Origin of the sequence: Samsonia erythrinae (genome assembly GCF_004342665.1) — a bacterium.
In the GTDB taxonomy this organism is placed as follows: domain Bacteria; phylum Pseudomonadota; class Gammaproteobacteria; order Enterobacterales; family Enterobacteriaceae; genus Samsonia; species Samsonia erythrinae.
Map to the genome: position 1 here is coordinate 304,777 of NZ_SMBY01000003.1, position 18,407 is coordinate 323,183.

Annotated in this window: 13 protein-coding genes and 1 tRNA gene; 7 read left to right on the forward strand and 7 right to left on the reverse strand. The window is 51.3% G+C overall.

Annotation, left to right across the window (positions count from 1 at the left end; all coding sequences use genetic code 11):
- The first annotated feature begins 11 nt into the window (after positions 1–11).
- Genes EDC54_RS08060 through EDC54_RS08070 form a run of 3 tightly spaced genes read left to right on the forward strand, consistent with a single transcriptional unit; the run spans position 12 to position 4,242 of the window.
- Complete coding sequence (locus tag EDC54_RS08060; protein ID WP_132454970.1) at positions 12–800, forward strand: fimbrial biogenesis chaperone; 789 nt, start codon at positions 12–14, stop codon at positions 798–800.
- Positions 801–851: 51 nt separating this feature from the next.
- Positions 852–3,230: a fimbria/pilus outer membrane usher protein gene (locus EDC54_RS08065; protein WP_132454972.1), complete on the forward strand. Its 2,379-nt coding sequence runs from the start codon at positions 852–854 to the stop codon at positions 3,228–3,230.
- A 4-nt stretch (positions 3,231–3,234) separates the two neighbouring features.
- Positions 3,235–4,242, forward strand: coding sequence for a Csu type fimbrial protein (locus EDC54_RS08070; RefSeq protein WP_132454974.1), 1,008 nt, complete (start codon positions 3,235–3,237; stop codon positions 4,240–4,242).
- Between the two features lie 63 nt (positions 4,243–4,305).
- On the opposite strand, the gene fadJ is transcribed toward EDC54_RS08070, so the two are convergent.
- The 3 genes from fadJ to EDC54_RS08085 all read right to left on the reverse strand — a co-directional run bounded on the left by fadJ (position 4,306) and on the right by EDC54_RS08085 (position 8,349).
- Positions 4,306–6,501, reverse strand: coding sequence for a fatty acid oxidation complex subunit alpha FadJ (gene fadJ, locus EDC54_RS08075; protein ID WP_132454976.1), 2,196 nt, complete (start codon positions 6,499–6,501; stop codon positions 4,306–4,308).
- Positions 6,498–7,811 (reverse strand): acetyl-CoA C-acyltransferase FadI, encoded by a 1,314-nt coding sequence (gene fadI / locus EDC54_RS08080; protein ID WP_132454978.1) that lies wholly within the window; start codon positions 7,809–7,811, stop codon positions 6,498–6,500. The genes fadJ and fadI overlap by 4 nt, the downstream gene beginning before the upstream one ends.
- Positions 7,812–8,052: 241 nt before the next feature.
- Complete coding sequence (locus EDC54_RS08085; RefSeq protein ID WP_132454980.1) at positions 8,053–8,349, reverse strand: YfcZ/YiiS family protein; 297 nt, start codon at positions 8,347–8,349, stop codon at positions 8,053–8,055.
- 371 nt (positions 8,350–8,720) lie between these two features.
- On the opposite strand from EDC54_RS08085, the gene fadL reads away from it, so the two are divergent.
- Positions 8,721–10,022, forward strand: a complete 1,302-nt coding sequence (gene fadL, locus EDC54_RS08090) for a long-chain fatty acid transporter FadL (RefSeq protein WP_132454982.1) — start codon at positions 8,721–8,723, stop codon at positions 10,020–10,022.
- A 148-nt stretch (positions 10,023–10,170) separates the two neighbouring features.
- On the opposite strand, the gene mqo is transcribed toward fadL, so the two are convergent.
- Together mqo and mlaA are read right to left on the reverse strand one after the other, a co-directional pair.
- Positions 10,171–11,754: a malate dehydrogenase (quinone) gene (mqo, locus tag EDC54_RS08095; RefSeq protein WP_132454984.1), complete on the reverse strand. Its 1,584-nt coding sequence runs from the start codon at positions 11,752–11,754 to the stop codon at positions 10,171–10,173.
- 348 nt (positions 11,755–12,102) lie between these two features.
- Positions 12,103–12,864, reverse strand: coding sequence for a phospholipid-binding lipoprotein MlaA (gene mlaA / locus EDC54_RS08100; RefSeq protein ID WP_132454986.1), 762 nt, complete (start codon positions 12,862–12,864; stop codon positions 12,103–12,105).
- 565 nt (positions 12,865–13,429) lie between these two features.
- Between mlaA and EDC54_RS08105 the strand changes: the two genes are divergently transcribed.
- Together EDC54_RS08105 and EDC54_RS08110 are read left to right on the forward strand one after the other, a co-directional pair.
- The gene (locus tag EDC54_RS08105; protein ID WP_132454988.1) at positions 13,430–14,374 is read left to right on the forward strand and encodes a formate/nitrite transporter family protein; all 945 of its coding nucleotides are present in this window, start codon (positions 13,430–13,432) and stop codon (positions 14,372–14,374) included.
- A 69-nt stretch (positions 14,375–14,443) separates the two neighbouring features.
- Positions 14,444–14,518, forward strand: a tRNA-Arg gene (locus tag EDC54_RS08110).
- A 465-nt stretch (positions 14,519–14,983) separates the two neighbouring features.
- Here the strand turns inward: EDC54_RS08110 and EDC54_RS08115 are convergent.
- Positions 14,984–15,250 (reverse strand): hypothetical protein, encoded by a 267-nt coding sequence (locus tag EDC54_RS08115; protein ID WP_132454990.1) that lies wholly within the window; start codon positions 15,248–15,250, stop codon positions 14,984–14,986.
- Between the two features lie 520 nt (positions 15,251–15,770).
- Here EDC54_RS08115 and EDC54_RS08120 point away from each other — a divergent pair.
- A complete protein-coding gene (locus tag EDC54_RS08120; RefSeq protein WP_132454992.1) occupies positions 15,771–16,313 on the forward strand; it encodes a hypothetical protein in 543 nt (180 codons plus the stop codon).
- A 225-nt stretch (positions 16,314–16,538) separates the two neighbouring features.
- Here the strand turns inward: EDC54_RS08120 and dbpA are convergent, their stop codons facing one another.
- Complete coding sequence (gene dbpA / locus EDC54_RS08125; RefSeq protein ID WP_132454994.1) at positions 16,539–17,921, reverse strand: ATP-dependent RNA helicase DbpA; 1,383 nt, start codon at positions 17,919–17,921, stop codon at positions 16,539–16,541.
- Between the last annotated feature and the right edge of the window lie 486 nt (positions 17,922–18,407).

An 18,407-nucleotide genomic window follows, 5' to 3' on the forward strand; every position in this document is an offset into this window, starting at 1 on the left:
AGTGAGCATTCATGATAAGGAAAAAATCAATTTTTATAGGCGTTGTTGCTTTCATTCTCAGCGCGTTCACTGGTGCCTGTTTTGCTGCCAGCTCTATTCTTGTCTGGCCGATATACCAAGTGATCGAAGCCGATGAAAATGGTTCCGCGCTGTGGCTGGAAAATAAAGGTAAAAATCCTGTCGCGTTACAAATCAGGATTATGTCCTGGCGACAAATTGACTATCAGGATCGTTATGCGCAACAAAGTGATGTGATCGGTACCCCGCCTTTTATGCGACTGGAACCGGGAAAGCGCAATATGGTCAGGTTGATGCGAGTTAAACCTGTTGCCCCTAATACAGAACAATCTTACCGCATCATCATTGATGAAATTGCCGAACCTTATGAACAAAAAGAAAACCCGAAAATGGGGCTGCAATTTCAGATGCGCTATCTGTTACCGCTTTTCTTAACGGGTAACGGAGTTCAGAGCAACCTTCGACCAGAAAAAATACGTCCGAATAGCACGATTACGTCGCCAATATTAAGTTGGCGAGTCAACGCCGTTGCGGGGAAAAACTATCTGTACGTCCGCAATCGCGGGGTCGTACATGCACGCCTGAATAAAGTTTATTGGTCATCAGATCCCGATGGAAAGAAAATCAACACAATGATTTCAGAAGGTTTTCTCGGCTATGTCCTACCCGGTCAGGAAATGCGCTGGCCTTTACCGGCTGGAGTTTCTGCACCGGGCAGTACGATGCAACTTTTCACTGAACAAGCCGATAGCCCAAACGCCACCTTAATCAAACGTGAATGATGGTGAACTAAAAACCATATTCTTTGTGCATTCAGGAATGATGAGTTGAAGATGAAATCTCCTATAAAAATTAAGGCGAGATCGCTTGTTACATTGATCTACGCGGCACTGGCCCCATTCTACTGTGCAGAGCTGTTGGCCGCGGAATATTCCGATCTCCCCCCACCGCCTCGCGCCATGCCTTCTTTAAATGAGGCGATTTACTATTTAACGCTCGCGGTGAATGGTCAAAGCAATCATACCGTTATTCCCGTGACGTACCGTGATGGTCATTATTATATTGATGCCGTCACATTACGTGAAAATCATATTCCTTTGCCAGAAAATCGTACTGGTTTGATCAATGTGAATACATTATCGGGCGTTACCGTGGATCATGATCAAACCATTCAGCAACTTAAATTGAACGTTCCTCCCGATTGGCTACCCGCTCAATCAATCAACGGCGGGGGACAAGGGACTGACCGAATTCCCGCCATCAGCAGCCCGGGATTACTGTTTAACTACAATTTATATTATAGTTCGCCCCGTCATCGATCAGACGCATTGAGTAGTTGGATGGAGCAGCGTATTTTCAGTTCATACGGTACGCTCTCTAACACCGGCGTATATAACATCACTTCAGGTGACAACTACGCTCAACATGATGGGTACCGGCGTTACGATACTTACTGGCGGTACAACGACCATGATCGAATGATCACCTACCAATTAGGTGATCTGATCAGTAACTCTCTCACATGGAGCAATTCTGTACGAATGGGGGGGTTAAGGATCGCGCGTAACTTCGCCATCCGTCCGGATATCATCACTTATCCGATGCTCCAGTATACCGGCACGGCCGCCGTTCCCTCTACCCTAGACTTGTTTATTAATGGGTACAAAGCCAATAGTACCAACCTGAATTCCGGCCCGTTCACCCTGACCAATACCCCTTATCTCAATGGGGCGGGTGAAGCGACGGTCATAACAACAGATGCACAAGGTCGTCAGATTTCGACTACCGTACCGTTTTATGTCTCCAATACCTTACTGAAGGAGGGGCTGAGTGATTTTGATCTCTCGCTCGGCGCGCTGCGCGAAGATTACGGGATCTCGAATAACCAGTACGATACTGAGCCTTCGGTCAGTGGTATCTATCGTTACGGGGTGAACAATAAACTCACCGTATCGACGCATGGGGAAGGAACAAAAGGGTTGTACCTGCTTGGCGCGGGCGCCGATTTTACCGTTGGCCGCTTGGGAACGCTGAGTTCCTCTTACAGCCAGAGCGAAAAAGAGGCTTCTGGACACCAATATACCGTGGGTTATTCGTATTACGCGTCATTATTCAGCCTCAATGCGCAACACGCCAGACGTAATGAAGCCTATCGAGATTTAACGTCAATCCTTCCTGGCAGCCGTCTTAGCAAAGAAACTTATCAGGCAACGTTAAGTACCCAATTGTTTGGAAGTAATAACGGAACACTGGGACTCGGGTATTTCGATATCCGCACTTTTGATGAAAACCGTACCCGCTTGCTGAATGTTTCTTACAGTCGCCAGTTATGGCGGGGCAGCTCGATGTATCTTGCGGTTAACAAGACGGTCGGCACCAATGATTACAGCGCACAGCTGCAATTCTTAATTCCTTTGGGTTCGAATATCAATATGAACGCGGGTGGCCAACGGGATAACAATGGCGACTACTCTTCGCGTGTCGGGATGAGCAAAACGATCCCAACTGACGGTGGGTTCGGCTGGAATGCGCTCTATGGCACCGGTAAAAACCCTTACCATCAGGGAACTCTCAGTTGGCGCGGTCCTTATGCGATGGTTCAGGGCGGTAGCTATGGTAATGAGGGAGACACGACACAATGGGGCGAGCTGGATGGTTCATTGATTTATATGAACGGGGGAATGTTCCTCAGCAATCGGATTAACGATGCTTTTATCGTCGTGGATACAGACGGTTATGCGGATGTTCCTATCAAGTATGAGAATCAGTTGGTGGGGAAAACCAATAAACGCGGGCATTTGCTTGTGCCATGGGTGGTATCAAACTACCCCGCCAAAGTGGAGATCGATCCGATTGACCTACCCATCAATGTCTCTTTGCCCCAGATCGAATCGCGCGTATCGGTGAAAGAAGGGAGTGGTACCGTCGTTTCGTTCCCTGTTCATACCGTGCGGTCCGCGAACATCATTCTTCACAATACGGATGGGACACCACTGACAACAGGGAGTTGGGTCACAGATGAAACCAGCGGTAATACCACGATTAGCGGTTATGACGGGATCGTCTATTTCTCCAACCTGAGCGAGTTAAATCGTCTGCGTTTCAAACAAGCCGACGGCCAATCATGCAAAGTCGAATTTCAATTGCCGGAATCGCAGAACACCCTCGCGACGGTTGGCCCACTCACCTGCCAGATTGACTCAAAAGGATAAGACCATGTTGATTCTGAAACGGCTGGTTTGCCTATTTTCCGCGCTTACTCAGTATGTTCTCGGAGGAGGACGATGGCTGCTGCTGGCACCACTCCTTTATTCGCAGTACAGCGTTGCGGACTGTACCGTCCCGAACAGTAGCGTCACACTCGGACCTTACGCTTCCTCTGTGCTGAGCTCAAACAGCTCACCGCAGATCACGCAATCAGGCAGCGGATTTCGTTGCACAGGCAGTTTGCTGAGTTTGGTCGGTACCAACACCATTGATGCCACTGTAGAGAGCGCGATTAACGCGAGTGGCTCAACAATGCGTCTGCATCGCGAAAACAGTTCGGACTACGTACCCTACAGTTTGTGCATGGATTCGGGATGCGGCACGCTTTATAACATTGGCTCAACCTATAAATGGAGTCGCACGACGTTTCTGGGAATATTAGGGCTATTTAACTCATCAGACGGTACGATGCCGATTTTTCTACGAACCAGCATCGGTAACAATGTCGCGGCTGGGGTTTATACGGACACATTGACGATCAAATGGGACTATAAGCTCTGTGCTTTCGGGATAGGTGGTCTATGTTTCTACGATGAAGGGACCAAATGGTCGACGTTAAACATCACCATGACCGTCACCAATGATTGCAACATCACCAATGCGCCAAATATCAATTTCGGTACCGCTGCGCTCCCAGCCAGCTTTGCCGCAGTCACCAGCGGCATCGGCGTTAACTGTACACGTCTTGGCGCCTATACCGTGAAACTCACCAGTTCCCATCCCGACGATCCCAATTGGCGTAGGATGACCTCCACGGCTGGCGGTACTGCCAATTACTTACAGTATCAACTCTACCGTTCAGATAATATGGCCTGGACCGAGACCAATGATTATGCGGGGGTGGGCAGCGGCATTATTCAGACGATCCCCTACACGGCTCGTATCAACGCTAACCAGGGCAATAAACCGGTAGGTTCTTACCACGATACCGTTACTGTTACTGTTACTATCAACTAGCACGTTACTACGTCTTTATAAGCTTCTCCTCCCTTTATGATGGGGAGGAGGTCAATCTGAACCTTACCCTTTTGACATCGACTCATCTGAGGAATAAAAGTGCTGCTGTTTTTCGCGCATTGCCAGCAAACGAGCACAAGGCGCGAACCGATCGCCATGCTGCTGCTGCAATACCCGCAGCGTTTTCACTACGGCTTCGATGCCCAGACGATCCATATAGTGGAACGGGCCGCCGAGGAAAGGCGGAAAACCGATGCCGAACACGGCGCCGATATCACCGTCACGGGCGCATTGAATTACGCCTTCATCCAGACAGCGCGCGGCTTCATTCAGCATCATCATGACACCGCGCAGGCTGATGAGTGCAGGGTCAATATGGGCTTTCGGCGTCACACCCAGCAAAGAATAAAGTGATTTATCCACCTCCTTCCCGCGCTGCCAGAAACGGCGTTTCTTACCGTAAAGGTAAAACCCTTTGCTATTCTTACGCCCTTTACGCCCATCGTTTAAAATCGCATGAAACGCCGGCGGGAAGGCAAAACGCTCGCCCAGCGCGTCATGCAGTACGGGCACAATCTTGGTTGCCACATCAATACCGACTTCATCCAGCAATGTTAACGGGCCGACGGGGAAACCAAAACGCACCAGCGCAGCGTCGATCGACTCGACGGGCTCCCCTTCCAACAGGCAGTAAGCGGCTTCATTGATATAGGGCGCCAGTATGCGATTCACATAAAACCCCGCGCTGTCCCCCACGACGATCGCCGTCTTCCCCTGCTTTCTTGCCAGGGCGACCGTCGTCGCAATCGTCTCCGTGCTGGTTTGCGCATGAGGAATAACTTCAACCAGCGGCATTTTGTCTACCGGACTAAAATAGTGCAGACCAATCACCTGCTGCGGACGGCGCGCGCCCTCAGCAATCTGATGAATCGGCAACGACGACGTATTGGAGGCGAAAATGGTATGCGGTGCAGCATGCGCTTCAATTTCCGCCACCATTTGCCGCTTCAGCGCCAGATCCTCAAAAACGGCCTCAATCACGACATCCACGTGTTCGAAACCACGATAGTCCGTACTGCCGGAAATCAACGTCATCAAGCGCTGGCGCGCCTCAGGCGTCATTCGTTTACGCTGGACGCGTTTAGTCAGTAGTTGCCAGCTGTATTTCAACGCATGATTAATGCCCTGCTCATGGATATCTTTCACCCTTACCGGCAACTGTCCCCGCGCCGCCGTCACATTGGCGATGCCCCCGCCCATCAGCCCACCGCCGAGAACCCCGACACGCTGGATCGGCTTCGCTTCAGAAGCGGCGGCTGAAGACGCCTTCAATGCCGTTGAGGCAAAAAACAGATGGCGCAGCGCAGCAGACTCCGGTGTCATCACCAGTTTGCCGAAGGCCCGCGCTTCCTGCCGCGCGCCCTCTTCCCTGCCTTTTTCCATTCCACGCCGCACGACATGAATGATCTTCTCGGTTGCCGGGTAGTTGCCGTGTGTTTTCGCGCGCGTTTTGCGCTTTACGAGCTTAAAAAATACCTGCCGAATGCCGGGACTGCCAAGCAGACGCGATCGCCAACTCAGCGGTACGGCCTTCCGCTTGCCCTTTTTAAGTATCGCCACCGCCGTCGCCAGCAAAATATCGTGCGGTACGACATCATCCACCAGCCCCAGCCGTAGCGCCTGAGTCGCCCGAAGACGGCGACCGCTCAACATCAAGTCCAGCGCGCTGTCCACGCCAATCAATCGAGGCAAGCGCTGTGTTCCGCCCGAGCCGGGCAGGAGGCCAAGCTGCACTTCCGGCAGTCCCAATACGGTTTTTTCATCCAGCGAACAAACGCGATAGTCGCAGGCGAGCGCCAGCTCCAGCCCGCCGCCCAGACAGGCGCCATGAATCGCCGCCGCCACGGGAAAAGGCAATGAGGCGATCTGATCAAACGTGTCCTGCCCCTGCTTTGCCAGATCCTCCGCCTGCTCCGCGTTTTGGCACTGGTTCAGCATGTTGATATCCGCCCCGGCAATAAATGAATCGCGTTTGGCGGAGAGCAGCACCAGCCCCCGGAGCGCAGCGTGCTGGCGCGCCTGTTCGAAGACGGCCAGAATCTGTTGCGCAAATTCACTTTTCAGCGTGTTCACTTTTTCGCCGGGGACATCAATGCTGACAATACCGATATTGTCCGGTCGAATCGTCAGGGAAAAGGCAGACGGACTTTCCGCCGCAGGCGAGGATGTTGTTGCGTGTAAAGGCTGTCGATCGTTCATGGCGTCACCTCCAGTACCATCGCCGCCCCTAGCCCGCCGGCCGCACAGGCCGTGGCTAAGCCCAGCCCGCCGCCACGACGGCGCAGTTCATTCAGCGTTTGGGTAATCATTCTCGCACCAGTGGCGGCAAAAGGATGCCCGTAAGCGATGGATCCCCCCAATACATTGAATTGAGTGAGATCCACATCGCCCAACGCGCGCGCTCTCCCCAACTGACGGTGGGCAAACGCCTCGCTGGCAAACAGTTTCAGGTTAGCCAGCGTCTGGGCGGCAAAGGCTTCATGCATGTCAATCAATGTCAGATCCGCTAACGTCACCCCTGCTCTTGCCAGCGCCAGCGGAGAAGCATAAGCCGGCCCCAGCAGCATATCCCGCTGTACGCCAATAGCGTGAAACGCATAGCTGCGCAGATAGCCCAACGGCGTCATCCCCAGACTTTTTGCTTTAGATTCACTCATCATCAGCACCGCTGCCGCACCATCCGTCAGCGGCGTACTGTTTGCCGCTGTAACCGTGCCGTGTCGACGATCGAACGCCGGACGCAAACGTGAATACTGTTCCAGTGCGGAATCATGGCGTATGTTGTTGTCTTCACTTAACGCCTGCTCATAAGGTGGGACATAGGCCGTCATCACTTCATCACGCAACACGCCGGATGCCCAGGCCTGCGCCGCCAGTTTATGCGAACGGTGCGCCAGCGCATCCTGCTCTTCGCGCGTAATGCCGTAGGTTTTTGCCATCTGCTCCGCCGTGTCGCCCATGCGCAGCCCGGTGGAATATTCCGCCACGGCGGGCGCAACCGGCAGCAAATCTTTCGGACGCAGCTTGCTCAAAAGCGTCAGGCGCTGGCTCAGCGTCCGCGCTTTATTCATATCCACCAGCGTTCTGGCCAATGTTTTACTCACGCCAATCGGCAGTACGGAAGAAGAGTCTGCCCCACCGGCAATCCCCACCTCGATCGTACCGGCCATAATACTTTCCGCGACGTTGGCAATCGCCTGAAAGCTGGTGGCGCAGGCGCGTGAGACGCTATAGGCATCGGTATGCACGCTCATGCCGGTGCCAAGCACAATCTCTCTGGCGATGTTCGGCGCTTCGGGCATCTGGACCACTTGCCCAAAAACCAAGAGATCGATCAATTCGGAATCGATACCGGTTCGTACAAGTAGTTCACTGATGACGAGCTTCCCTAACTCTACGGCGGGTACACCATGATAGGCCGTTGCCTGCCGGGCGAAGGGGGTGCGTAACCCGCTGACGAACGCGATGCGATCGCCACGACGGGTTATCAGCGGTAATACCTCGCTCATAAACGCTCCTGTAAGCCGAAAATAAATTACGCGCACAACAGGTCTGACCTGATTTTATTGTTAACCAGATAGTTACATTAAGCAAAGCCACGCAACATAAAAATGTGAAGAACTACGACAGATGAGAGGTGAAAGTCAACGCAGGCAGGAAAACGGGAAGTCGTTCAAAACATTGACGGAGTTAAAAACCGAGAGGAAGAGATGAGCAGGAGCGCGCCGTTGGCTCCTGCCAGTACGAAAATTAACGCAGGCCTAGCTGGAAAATCATCGTTTCAGCCTGGCAGCTGAAGGTGAAATCAATGTCCAACTTCACACCGCCGTCGACAGGCTCCAGTTTGGAGTCGATCTGGCAAGGTTCGGACTCTACCGCACGCGCTTTTTCCGTCAACGCCGCCAGTTCGGCTTCCGCATCAGCGCGATGGGTGAAAACCTTGCTGTAAGACGCCGTGCAGTCGGTGTTATCCATGATAGTGCCAACATCGACACAGCAACAGGCTGCCGTTTCTTCGGCACTGCATTTATTGATTACGTTCGTCATAATGCTTTCCTCTTAAAATGCGGGGGGATGATCCAGTTCAAATAATTTTATATTTTACCCCCTCACCTCAAGACAGTACCAGAACTTCATGCCAGCAGAGAATTTTAGTGATATCAATCACATTAAAGTGTTATCTGGCGGTGAAAACCCGGCAACACTTCGTCACACTAACTAACCAAAACGTTAAGCAGATCTAAATTCTGCATCATTTTTGAAATGATTTTCATACACAAAAGCAACATTTCCACTTTCCTTACTTATACTTTGTCAACTGGTCTGATTTGTCAGACTCAGTGCGCCCCCTACAATGCGCGTCCCTTGTTACCTCGTGTAACATCGTTAAATAACAAGCATATATAGAGGTTTTGGTCATGAACCAGAAAAACCTGTTTAAAAAAACCGCAATTGCTATCGCAGTGGCCCTGTGTTCAGCAAAGGTTTCTGCGGCTGGTTTTCAGCTTAATGAATACTCATCATCAGGTCTGGGACGCGCGTTCTCTGGTGAAGGCGCCGTCGCCGACAACGCCACCTCCGGCAGCCGTAACCCGGCGACCATGACCCTATTCGACCGCCCGTCATTCTCTGGTGGCGTCACCTACATTAACCCGGACATTGATGTTCGGGGGAAAAACTCCCTGACGGGACAAGATACCAGCGCCAAAAATATCGCGCCGCACGCCTGGGTGCCCAACCTGCATTTCATTATGCCGCTTAATGAACAGTGGGCGATTGGCGCTTCCGCCACCACCAACTACGGTCTGGCGACGGAATTCAATGATAACTATGCCGCAGGCTCCATCGGCGGTCAGACCGATCTGATAACCTCCAACCTGAACCTGAGCGCCGCCTACCGCCTGAACCAACACTTCAGTTTCGGTCTGGGTGTTAACGCCGTTTATGCCGACGCCAAGATTGTGCGTCGTGCGGGCGAACTGGCCAATGTCCCGCCTTCTATGGGCGGCGCGCAGGGGGTTGTAGCCGGCCCGTCTTCAGAGCTGGCTCGTCTGGAAGGGAAAGAGTGGGGTTACGGCTGGAACGCCGGCATTCTTTATGAAGTGGATGAAAACAACCGCTTCGGCTTCACCTACCGCTCCAAAGTCGACATCGATTTTGATGGCGACTACAGCAACGATCTCCCGACAGTGGCCGGCGGTACCGGCGGCGCGAAGATCCCCGGCAAGCTAACGCTCAATCTGCCGGAGATGTGGGAAGCCTCAGCGTACCACCGCGTCGCGCCCAAGTGGGCAGTACACTATAGCCTGACCTACACCAGTTGGAGTCAGTTCCAGGAGCTGAAAGCAACAGGCAGCAATGGCAACACGCTGTTCCAAAAAGAGGAAGGGTTCCGCGATGCCTACCGGATCGCGCTCGGCACGACCTATTATCATGACGAAAACTGGACGTTCCGTGGCGGCGTCGCGTTTGATGACAGTCCGGTTCCTGCGGATAAACGCTCTATCTCCATCCCGGATCAGGACCGTTTCTGGCTGAGCGCAGGCACCACCTACGCCTTTAACAAAGACGCGTCTGTTGACGTCGGCGTCTCCTACATGCACGGTAAGCAGGTGAATATCAGCGAACCCCTCTCTGATAACTCCGGCTCACCACGCTATAACTTCAGTTCCAAAGGCAAAGCCTGGCTGTACGGCGTGAACTTTAACTATGCATTCTAACTAAAATACGCGTACTGATGAGTCACTCGCAGTCCGTTACAGGCAGGTAAGGCAACTTACCTGCTTTTTTATCGCCCGCACGCTGGCGGAACATGCACGTAAAAAAGGCCGCTTTCGCGGCCTTATCTCGTGCTGTGGTTAATACCGATTACTCCGGCTTAACCTCAATGTAGTTCAGTCCCAGCGTGCTGCTGGTGTAGCTGCGGATTTTATTGGTCATTTCAATATTACCGTCCAGCTTCTGACCATAGGAAGGAATGATCTCTTTTAACTTGCTCTGCCATTCCGGCGTCGCCACTTTATCTTTAAAGACTTTTTGCAGCAGGTTCAACATGATTGGCGCCGCAGTAGAAGCACCGGGAGAGGCGCCCAGCAGAGCGGCAATCGAACCATCCTGAGAGCTGACGATCTCGGTCCCCAATTTCAACACGCCGCCTTTCTCGTCATCCTTCTTGATCACCTGAACACGCTGTCCGGCGATGGACAGTTTCCAGTCCTCTTTCTTCGCATTCGGGAAATATTCCTGCAATGCGGCGAAACGGTCATCGTCGTCCATCATGACCTGACTAATGAGATACTTCACCAGATCGAAATTATCCAGACCGACATGCGCCATCGGCATAACGTTGGAGAAGTTCACAGAGCCAATCAGATCCCACAGAGAGCCGTTTTTCAGGAACTTAGTGGAGAAGGTCGCAAACGGACCAAACAGTAACGCCGGTTTGCCGTCAAAAATACGGGTATCCAGATGGGGAACGGACATCGGCGGTGCCCCTACTGAGGCTTTACCGTAGACTTTCGCCATATGACGGTTCACGATTTCCGGGTTGTTGGTTACCAGAAATTCGCCGCCAACCGGGAAGCCGCCGTACAGGTCAGCCTCAGGAATGCCGGATTTCTGCAACAACGGCAGCGCCGCGCCGCCCGCACCGATAAAGACAAACTTCGCCTTAATCACGTTCTCTTTTTCGCCGTTCTTCAGATCGGCGTAAGTGACGCTCCAGGTATTGTCTGGATTACGTTTGATATCACGAACTTCAGCATTCAGGTGCAACGCGAAGTTTGATTTTTTCTTCATCGCGTCAACCAGCTGACGCGTGATCTCACCGTAGTTCACATCGGTACCGATAGGCATACGGGTCGCCGCAATCTTCTGGGCCGGGTCGCGACCTTCCATCACCAACGGCGCCCACGTTTTAATCGTGTTCGGATCGTCTGAGAACTCCATGCCGCGGTACAGCGTGCTGTGCTGCATCGCGTCATAGCGACGCTTCAGGAACGTGGTGTTTTCATCGCCCCAGACAAAGGCGATATGCGGCACGCTGTTGATAAATGAGTGGGGATTATTCAGCACGCCGTTCTTGACCTGATAAGACCAAAACTGACGTGAAACCTCAAACGCTTCGGTGATTTCGAGCGCTTTGCTGATATTAATCGGGCCGTCAGGATTGTCCGGCGTATAGTTGAGCTCCATGAAGGCGGAGTGACCGGTACCGGCATTATTCCAACCGTTAGAGCTCTCTTCCGCCACATTATCCATGCGCTCGACCATGTCGATAGACCAGTCCGGCTGCAACTCCTGTAAATACACGCCCAGCGTAGAGCTCATAATCCCCCCGCCGATCAGCACCACATCCCTTGTTGTCTCTGTCGTTTTAGTCTCTTCAGCCATCGCCAACGGAGCGTTGACCACCACGCTCAGGCAGAAGAACGTAGCAAGTAGTTTTTTCATGCTTATATCTCTATTTTTATAAATGCAGGTAAATCGCATTTCAGGCATTTGTTAACACACTACCGAGACCTAGTGCGTTAAGACCCCTTTGTGAGACCTTTTTGTTAATCATCTGGTTAACAAAAAAATCAACACGCTGACACATTTCAGCCATAACGGACACCAGTGCCGTTAACGACTCAATATTATTGTTATCTGATAAAGAAAATAAATTTTAGTAAGTAAATAAACAACAAAACCATAACCTTTAAGAAACAAAACCACGGGGTTGTTGTGACGAAAATAAGTTTAGCAGTATTTTATAAAAGCAAAAGGCACCCTAAGGTGCCCTTGTAAGAAGCAAAAACCCTATTTTTCAGAATCAATCTCGTCAAGCGAGTCTTCAATCGCAGCGGCGTTCGGGTTCTTCTGCGGGGTGATTTGCCCATCGCTGGCGAGGAAATCATGCCGCTGAAAGTAGGCTTCACGCATCATCAGGTAAGGATCGGAAGAATTACGCAGCAATCCATCGGAATCCAGCAGCTGTGCGCGCGTTTCCAGCCCCTCGATAGCCCACTTGCCTGCGGACATCCAGAACGTGAGATAACTCAACATCGGATATAGCGTATCCACGACCCCGCCGCCATCCTCACGGGGGGTGAAGTTGCCGTACCCCGGCAACACGACATAAGGCCCGTAGCCCATGCCATAATTTCCCAGCGTGCTACCAAAACGCCGTGATTCCTCTTTCGCCAGTTTGGGGTTAGCCATCGAAGCCACGTCAATCAGCCCGCCCATCCCTAATAACGTATTGAGGAAGAAGCGGTTAAAGTGGACCATCGCTTTATACGGTTTACCTTCAAGGAAGTAGTTCACCATCGTCGCGGGCTCTTCCAGGTTACTAAAGAAATTCCCCAGGCCATTACGCGCGGGGGTCGGCACATAATCGCGCCACACAACAGCCGCAGGACGAACCAGATAAGGATCCAGAACATCATAGTTAAAGCTGAACATGGTACGGTTAAAGCCTTCAAGCGGATCGGAACGCCCTTCTTGAGACCGATCCCCGGAACTGGCGCAGCCAATCAGCAATACGCTGGCCAACACCACCCCACTCAGGCGGTAATTCATATCTGTTCTCCCTGATTTATAGTGTGCTATACCCGTCATACGTCAAGTTGCCTGTGCGTTGATGAAGTCAACTGGCACGCTTGCGTGCGCTCAACGCCGTCAGTATCGCAGCAAACCGCATTCACATCGGCCTCTGGCTGGTGGGCACGCCCGCGAACACTGACTTGATGAAATGAACCTCGCCCTGCACACGAATGATTTAGGGCATATATCCACGACCGAAAATCGGTATTCCCGGTACCAGCCCACCCCATTTCGCGGAGAGACAAAGACGGGATATCGGTCGACAGTGTAACATTTTATTGCCCTATCGCTACGTTGGCTTGTCCATCACTGCATTTTCAGAGGATGACTATTTATCATCAGGATAACGTGTACGACCGCACGGTATCTCATGACGCCCCTCCACAGCATAGCACCGCCCGCTTAAACCAGTAAAAGACGCCACATCCCCCCCACCGTAAAAACAGACTACGCTTATCTTCAGTCTTACCCGTGCCAACGCCGCGGCTTGAGCATCGTTATTAGCCACACTCCATCCAGTCAGAACATTGAGAGCATCGCGATGACAACATTTTCAGATTCCAGCCATTCCCGGAAAAAGAAAGAACAAGACGTTGCAGTAGAGAGTGAGGAGAATACACAGGGAAAAGCGATTAACGTTGACGAAGAACACCTCCCCTCTCCAGCCGCTGCAATCCATGAAGAGATTCGTCAGGAAGGACAAAAAGAACTGGAGCGCGACGCTATGGCCCTGTTGTGGTCAGCGATCGCGGCGGGTGTTTCCATGGGAACCTCATTCATGGCAGTCGGTATGCTCCACAATCATCTGGTTGGCGTGCCGGGGAGCTTTCTGCTGACGTGTTTTGGTTACACTATCGGTTTTGTGATTGTCATTATGGCGCGACAACAGCTGTTTACCGAAAACACGGTGACGGCGGTGCTTCCCATCATGCATAAGCCAACGCGCCGTAATGTCTACCTGCTCGGTCGATTATGGTTCATCGTGCTGGCGGGCAACCTGATTGGCACGGCATTGGCAGCGCTAGCCTTTACTTATATGCCCGTTTTTGATGGTGAAACGCGGGAAGCATTAGTTGATATCGCCATGAAGGTTATGAAGAATTCGCCAACGGAGATGTTCGCCAACGCCATTGTCTCAGGCTGGATTGTTGCCACCATGGTCTGGATGCTTCCCCACGCCCAATCCGCCAGGCTCTGGATTATCATTATCATGACCTGGATGATTGCCTTCAGTAACCTCACCCACATCGTGGCGGGCGCCTCTGAGATTTTCTATCTGGTGTTTATCGGCAAAATCACCTGGCAGGCATTCATCTGGCCTTTTGCGTTGCCCACGCTGGCGGGGAATATCATCGGCGGTACGTTTATTTTTGCGCTCATCAGCCATGCGCAAATTCGTAATGACATGAGCACGCCTTTTCGGGCGAAACCCCAAAAGCCACATGAAAACAAAGAAAAAGCGGCCCCGAAAAACCCCGATTGCTGACACTTTGAGCAAACGCGCGCTTAAGTGCTTATTCTCAGAGTGAAAATGCGTATAATAAGCGGGCTTCGCGTCCCCGTAGTTAAACGGATATAACAAGCCCCTCCTAAGGGCTAGTTACTGGTTCGATTCCAGTCGGGGACACCAGAAGTTTGTTCAGCAATATCCACTACCGCTCTCAAATCACATGAAAATAGGGACATCCGCTATATCGTTGGCATCCATAACCACATCGTACCTGGCGCGAGTGAAGCCTTGGCTTTGGATACTTGGCTTTCATGGATGAACGGAAAAAGTAATCATTTTTCTGGTCAGAGACACCATGACACCCCGTCGCGGTAAATGTGTCGCGAATGAAATCAAAGTAGAAAAAATTTTTTTAAAAAAAGAAGAGAGTGAAAAGTTATTTATTTTCACTCATGCATAAAAAACATATTTCTGCTGACGATATGATAAAACGCAGAATACAATATAAGCGTTATTTAATTTTACCGACGATATATTTCACCACACATTAGTAACCCTCGTCCTGACGGTGCAATCATCGCGCTGTATTTATCGGAAAATAACGCCCTTAAAGAGGAGCATCAGCAATGGCCCCAGTCGATCGCGCTAATCATGGTGGCAACAAGGACAGCTTTCCACCTTCGAGACCGTCATGGTTGTGGTTCCCGGGCAATCCCATTCAACGCGTATAGGCAACGCTTCTGACCCTGAATGATGCAAATACTTGTCAACCGGGGTTTCCGTCATACCGGTAACCACTTCATTAGCAATGAGTTTATCACCGACAAAAATACGCGCGGTCGCCTCAGACGCTTCGCGCGAGTCGCCTGACTGACGATATAAATAGTGAACCGTGAGTTTAATACTGGGCATCGCGTTCTTAACACAGGAAAAACAAAAGGAACCACAGTGTACCGGTTTACCTTCCGCTTGTAGAGACAAGCGCGGTCGCAAAACCTCAAATTTCACCGTAATAGCATGATAATGTTATTTTTTTAAAAATGGGGATAATCGGTGACACAAAATCGCAACTCTAGTAATCAATACGTTAATTCTTATGCATTTTAGTTCTTAATGAAGCCCAAAAAATAGCCGATATCCTTTGCGATAGGGTGTTCTTTAATACAATTGCATTTTATATAAATGGTGCTTGGTATAAATACTGTTTAAATAAAGCATGTTAATAAAGCCACTGGGTTAATGTCAGTTGTTGAATAGCAGGCAATTATACTTAGCAGATTAATGTTTTCTCAAAGAGAGTTCATTAATTTGCCTATATCAGGCAGGCCCGTATTTCACCATTGAAAATGTTAACACACGTGGTTTAACACTGAAGTAACTCACTGGTACAAAACCGTACCAGCATTAAATAGATATAAGAAGGAGTTATATTGTGGTGATTCCAGATATTCAAATCGTGAATGCAACAACCCCTGCGACCCTGCCTGCCGCGATTGGCGCAGCGGCCAACCCAACGGTGGTTGCCGCCATGGGCCAGGGGAATAAGGCAGATACATCAACAAACTCCGACTCTCAAAATATGCAAGGCTCGGAAGAAAGCGCGAAGGTGATGCTCTCTTCCAGCAAGAAACGCGCCGCTTTAGAAAATGACACGCCGTCCCCTGAACAAATTAAGACGCAGCAAAAGGCCGCCAGCGAATACTCGCTGGCGCTGACAGGCATTCCTTTGTATAACGGCAAGCTGATTTCTGTCATAAAATATCCAGACGGAAATGCTGAAATGTTTGATGCCTTTACAGGGCAACGCGTAACGCAAGAGGATCTTGCGCTTATGGACGCGCTGTATCGTTCAGGAGAAGAACAGGCATTACATTTCGAGAGCAAAACCTCATATAGCAATTTATCTGCGGCAGAAGTGTATCAGCAGATTCAGGAATTACTCCAAGGCGTAGGCTCTCAGGAAAACCTCGTCTGACGAGTGCGTTATGTCATGACAATATATTTATTGCCCTGACATTAACGATAAATATCTCGTGATTTTGTAATGTGAAGATGGCAGTTAAATGCAATGCGGTCACGGTGAGCCTGAATATGCCAGACTCGCCGACGGCATACAGGCACAGGGCTCACGACAGCTCGCCCACTCGCCTGTGTTTACCCGGCAACCGTGATTCTTTTCGGCCTGATATGCCCGCCGCGGTTATTTTAACAGCCTCACTTTACAACTTTTTCCCTTGATTTTCCCTTTCTGGAGCTGCTGTAACGCGCGTTTAGCACAGGCCTTACGGATTGCCACGTAGGCATTCAGAGGAAACATATCAATCTTCCCGACGTCTGCTGCCGTCAGTCCCGCCTCTCCGGTTAACGCACCGAGAATATCGCCAGGACGGATTTTCGCTTTCCTGCCGCCGTCAATGCATAACGTCATCATCTCAGGTTCGAGTACGCCGTCACCAAGACGCTCAAGGCGATCCACTGAGGCCCACTGGATGCGCATACCAAGGTAATCCTCGATCAAATTAGCCCGGCTCATTTCCTGTGGCGTACACAGACTCACCGCCAGTCCCTGCGCACCGGCACGTCCCGTTCTGCCAATGCGGTGAACATGAACCTCCGGATCGAAGGCCAATTCGAAATTCACCACCAGTTCCAACGCCTTGATATCCAGACCACGCGCCGCGACGTCCGTTGCAACCAGTACGCGGCAACTGCGGTTGGCAAAGCGTACCAGAACCTGATCGCGATCGCGCTGTTCCAGATCGCCATGCAGCGCCAGCGCGCTAATCCCTCGACTCTCCAGCGTCTCAAACACGCTCTGGCAATCACGCTTTGTGTTGCAAAACACCACGCAGGACGTCGGCTGATAATGATTCAAAACCGCCATCAACAGCGGCAAGCGCTGTTCTTTCGTTGTTTCGTAGAAAGACTGTTCAATTGTGGTTTCTTCTCCTTCGTCAGCAACATCGAAACGCACCGGCTGACGCTGAAGGCGGGCGCTGATCTGTTCGATCGCTTCCGGGTAAGTCGCGGAAAACAGCAGGGTTTGCCGATCGGGAGGCGTATAGGAAATCACATCATCAATCGCCTCACTGAACCCCATGTCCAGCATGCGATCCGCTTCATCCAGCACCAGTATCTTCACGTCATTCAGGGACAGCGACTGCTTACGCAGGTGATCCTGAATGCGCCCCGGCGTGCCAACGACAATGTGCGGTGCGTGAACCAGCGAGTCGAGCTGCTGCCCCATCGGCTGACCGCCGCACAGCGTCAGGATCTTAATGTTCTGCGCAAAACGCGCCAGACGACGCAATTCTTTACTGACCTGATCCGCCAGCTCGCGCGTTGGGCACAGCACCAGCGCCTGCGTGGTAAAATCGCTCACCACAATACGATTGAGCAACCCAATACCAAACGCGGCCGTTTTACCGCTACCGGTTTTCGCCCTGGCCCGCACGTCGACGCCCTTCAACACGGCGGGCAACGTCGCCGCCTGGACTGGCGTCATTTCGTTATAGCCCAGTTCATTGAGATTAGATAATTGCTCTGCCGGAAGCGCGAGGGAAGAAAAAGAGGTTGAACTCACAGTAATTACTCTACCAAAGACGATATGACGGAAAGTGACGCCGAACCGAAACAAGGCGCGGATATGCCGTATAGGATACCAGAGTTCGCCATCATTAGCCGATTTACCTCCGTCTCCGCCACTGAAAAAACGGGCACATACTGTGATGTGAGAAAACGCGGTAACCGATCCCGGTAAAATAAAACTTTTGCGCTAAATAAAACCGCCAGAGAGACGTTAAAGCGTGATTTTCAGCGGTGTAAACGCACGATTTTTCGACGTTAAAATGCGGGCAACGCGCATTTAATGCGATTTTAAAAATATAGTTTCCGGACCTCTTGAATTCCCCCCCTGACTCGGCGTAGATTTAGCGCCGATCCCGTCATAACTGGTGTGACTCTGGTGATGACAACGGGAAAGATTACCCTTCCGCCGTCTGGTCGGAGCGTAATGATTTCCTTCCATAAATAAAACGCACAATCGGGATCGTTGCTGGCGTGGTTTCTG

What these genes read in the sequence shown, in the direction of transcription:
- EDC54_RS08060 (WP_132454970.1), top strand. Translation starts at nt 12, where the DNA reads ATGATAAGGAAAAAATCAATTTTTATAGGCGTTGTTGCTTTCATTCTC.
- EDC54_RS08065 (WP_132454972.1), top strand. Translation starts at nt 852, where the DNA reads ATGAAATCTCCTATAAAAATTAAGGCGAGATCGCTTGTTACATTGATC.
- EDC54_RS08070 (WP_132454974.1), top strand. Translation starts at nt 3,235, where the DNA reads ATGTTGATTCTGAAACGGCTGGTTTGCCTATTTTCCGCGCTTACTCAG.
- fadJ (WP_132454976.1), bottom strand. Translation starts at nt 6,501, where the DNA reads ATGAACGATCGACAGCCTTTACACGCAACAACATCCTCGCCTGCGGCG.
- fadI (WP_132454978.1), bottom strand. Translation starts at nt 7,811, where the DNA reads ATGAGCGAGGTATTACCGCTGATAACCCGTCGTGGCGATCGCATCGCG.
- EDC54_RS08085 (WP_132454980.1), bottom strand. Translation starts at nt 8,349, where the DNA reads ATGACGAACGTAATCAATAAATGCAGTGCCGAAGAAACGGCAGCCTGT.
- fadL (WP_132454982.1), top strand. Translation starts at nt 8,721, where the DNA reads ATGAACCAGAAAAACCTGTTTAAAAAAACCGCAATTGCTATCGCAGTG.
- mqo (WP_132454984.1), bottom strand. Translation starts at nt 11,754, where the DNA reads ATGAAAAAACTACTTGCTACGTTCTTCTGCCTGAGCGTGGTGGTCAAC.
- mlaA (WP_132454986.1), bottom strand. Translation starts at nt 12,864, where the DNA reads ATGAATTACCGCCTGAGTGGGGTGGTGTTGGCCAGCGTATTGCTGATT.
- EDC54_RS08105 (WP_132454988.1), top strand. Translation starts at nt 13,430, where the DNA reads ATGACAACATTTTCAGATTCCAGCCATTCCCGGAAAAAGAAAGAACAA.
- EDC54_RS08115 (WP_132454990.1), bottom strand. Translation starts at nt 15,250, where the DNA reads ATGCCCAGTATTAAACTCACGGTTCACTATTTATATCGTCAGTCAGGC.